3 protein-coding genes are annotated in these 2,381 nt (G+C 67.2%); 1 reads left to right on the top strand and 2 read right to left on the bottom strand.

Features of this window, described 5'->3' with window-relative positions:
* Positions 1–1,179 (top strand): aminopeptidase (locus Q8M82_RS00075; RefSeq protein WP_305689360.1); only part of this gene is annotated, 1,179 nt, incomplete at its 5' end.
* 35 nt (positions 1,180–1,214) lie between these two features.
* Here Q8M82_RS00075 and fliP read toward each other — a convergent pair.
* Both fliP and Q8M82_RS00065 read right to left on the bottom strand, forming a co-directional pair.
* Complete coding sequence (fliP, locus tag Q8M82_RS00070; protein ID WP_305689361.1) at positions 1,215–1,922, bottom strand: flagellar type III secretion system pore protein FliP; 708 nt, start codon at positions 1,920–1,922, stop codon at positions 1,215–1,217.
* Between the two features lie 26 nt (positions 1,923–1,948).
* On the bottom strand, positions 1,949–2,381 hold a 433-nt coding region (locus Q8M82_RS00065), incomplete at its 5' end, for a flagellar basal body-associated FliL family protein (protein WP_305689359.1).

Below are 2,381 nucleotides of genomic sequence, written 5' to 3'. Positions count from 1 at the left end.
GTCGGACTGAACCTGCAGTCCGGGCAGGACCTGTTTCTCACGGCCCCGGTCGCGGCGCTGCCGCTGGTGCGCAAGATCGCCGAGCACGCCTACAAGGCCGGCGCCGGGCTGGTGACGCAGAACCTCTCCGACGAGGAGGTGACGCTGGCGCGCTACCGCCATGCCAACGATGCGAGCTTCGACCGCGCCGCCGGTTGGCTGCATGAGGGCGTCGCCAAGGCCTTCGCCAACAACACCGCGCGGCTGGCCATCGTCGGCGACGACCCGATGCTGCTCTCGGAGCAGGACCCGGCCAAGGTCTCGCGCGCCAGCAAGGCCAATTCGGTCGCCTACCAGCCGGCGCTGGAGAAGATCGCCGGTTTCGACATCAACTGGAACATCCTGGCCTATCCGACGGCCGCCTGGGCAAGGCGCGTGTTTTCCGGCGACGCCGAGGAGGTCGCTGTGGGCAAGCTCGCCGACGCCATCTTCGCCGCCTCGCGCGTCGAGGAGGGCGATCCCGTCGCCGCCTGGGCCGCGCATAACGCGGCGCTGCGCAACCGCACGCAATGGCTTAACGGGCAGCGCTTCCACGCCCTGCATTTCACCGGGCCGGGCACCGATCTGATGGTTGGTCTCGCCGACGGGCATGAGTGGCAGGGCGGCGCCTCCACCGCCAAGAACGGCGTGACCTGCAACCCCAACATCCCGACCGAGGAGGTCTTCACCACGCCGCATGCGCTGCGGGTGGAGGGGCGCGTCTCCTCGACCAAGCCGCTCTCCTATCAGGGCACGCTGATCGACGAGATCCAGGTCCGCTTCGAGGCCGGCCGCATCGTCGAGTCGAAGGCGAGTCGCGGTGCCGACGTGCTCGCCAAGGTGCTCGACACCGATGAAGGCGCGCGGCGACTCGGCGAGGTGGCGCTGGTGCCGCATTCCTCGCCGATCTCGAAGAGCGGCATCCTGTTCCTGAACACGCTCTTCGACGAGAACGCCTCCTGCCACATCGCGCTCGGCCAGTGCTATTCGAAGTGCTTCCTCGACGGCGGCAAGCTCACCCCCGAGCAGGTCGCGGCCCAGGGCGGCAACAAGAGCTTCATCCATATCGACTGGATGATCGGCTCGGACCTCGTCGACATCGACGGCGTTCACGCCGACGGCCGCCGCGTGCCGGTGTTCCGCAAGGGCGAATGGGCCTGAGCGACGGAATGACGTTGAGGAGAAACCCAGCGTCGCTAACTGAACGATCTGACCAGCCCGCCGATCAGCAGGTTCCAGCCGTCGATCAGGACGAAGAAGATCACCTTGAAGGGCAGCGAGATCACCGTCGGCGGCAGCATCATCATGCCCATGGACATCACGATCGTCGCGACGATCATGTCGATCACCAGAAAGGGCAGCGCGATCAGGAAGCCGATCTCGAAGGCGCGCCGCAGTTCCGAGATCATGAAGGACGGGATCAGCACCCGCAGATCGACCGCCTGCGACGGGTCTTCCGGACGGATGCTCGCCGGCGCCAGATCGGCGAAGAGACGCAGGTCCTGCGGCCGCGTCTGCGCCAGCATGAAGTCCCGGAAGGGCGCCGTGATCTTCGTATAGGCTTCCGCCTCGCCGATCCGGTTTTCGACCAGGGGCAGCACACCGTCCTGCCAGGCCTTGTCGAAGGTCGGCGCCATCACGAAGAAGGTCATGAACAGCGCCAGGCTGACCAGGATCAGATTGGCCGGCGTGCTCTGCAGGCCGAGCCCGGAGCGCAGGAAGGACAGGGCGATCACGAAGCGGCTGAAGCTCGTGACCATCATCAGCAGCCCCGGCGCCACCGAGAGCACCGTCAGCATCGCCACGATCTGGACGATGCGGCCCGAGGCCGAGGCGCCGCCCTGCGGCAGCAGCCCGTCGAAGCCGAAGGACTGCGCCTTTGCGGCGGCCGTGCCGGCGAGCATTGTCAGAAGGACGGCGAAGATCCGGATCACTGCACCACCAGCGTTTCGATGACGATCTCGCGCACGACGGCCTTGGAACGGATCGCGACGCGTTCCGTCAGATCCTCGCGCAGATTGCGCAGGCCGGCCGCCCCTTCCATCTGCTGCGCCGTCACGCTGCGGAGGAAACCGAGAATGTCCTCGGTGATGGCGCCGACCAGCGGATCGGCCGCGAGCGCTGCCTTCTGCTCCATCAGCAGCGCCGCCTCCAGCCGCACCCAGGTGTTGGCCGGGGCGGCGAGATTGGTGACGATCGGCGGCAGCTTCTTGAGAACCAGTGTTCCGGTCATCTGCGGGCTCGCCGCGAGATCGGGCGTCGACGCCTCCATTCGCTTCATCACCGTGCTCTCGACCGTGCCGACGACGCGCAAGCCCCAGAGCGCTCCGGCTCCGGCCGCCAGCGCGGTCAGGATCAGCACC

It is taken from the genome of Allobosea sp. (genome assembly GCF_030694325.1).
In the GTDB taxonomy this organism is placed as follows: Bacteria; Pseudomonadota; Alphaproteobacteria; order Rhizobiales; family Beijerinckiaceae; genus Allobosea.
This window is presented reverse-complemented; position numbering and strand designations above follow the sequence as displayed.

Excerpts from the sequence above, each read along its gene's own strand:
- fliP (WP_305689361.1), bottom strand. The coding sequence starts at position 1,922 with ATGCTCGCCGGCACGGCCGCCGCAAAGGCGCAGTCCTTCGGCTTCGAC.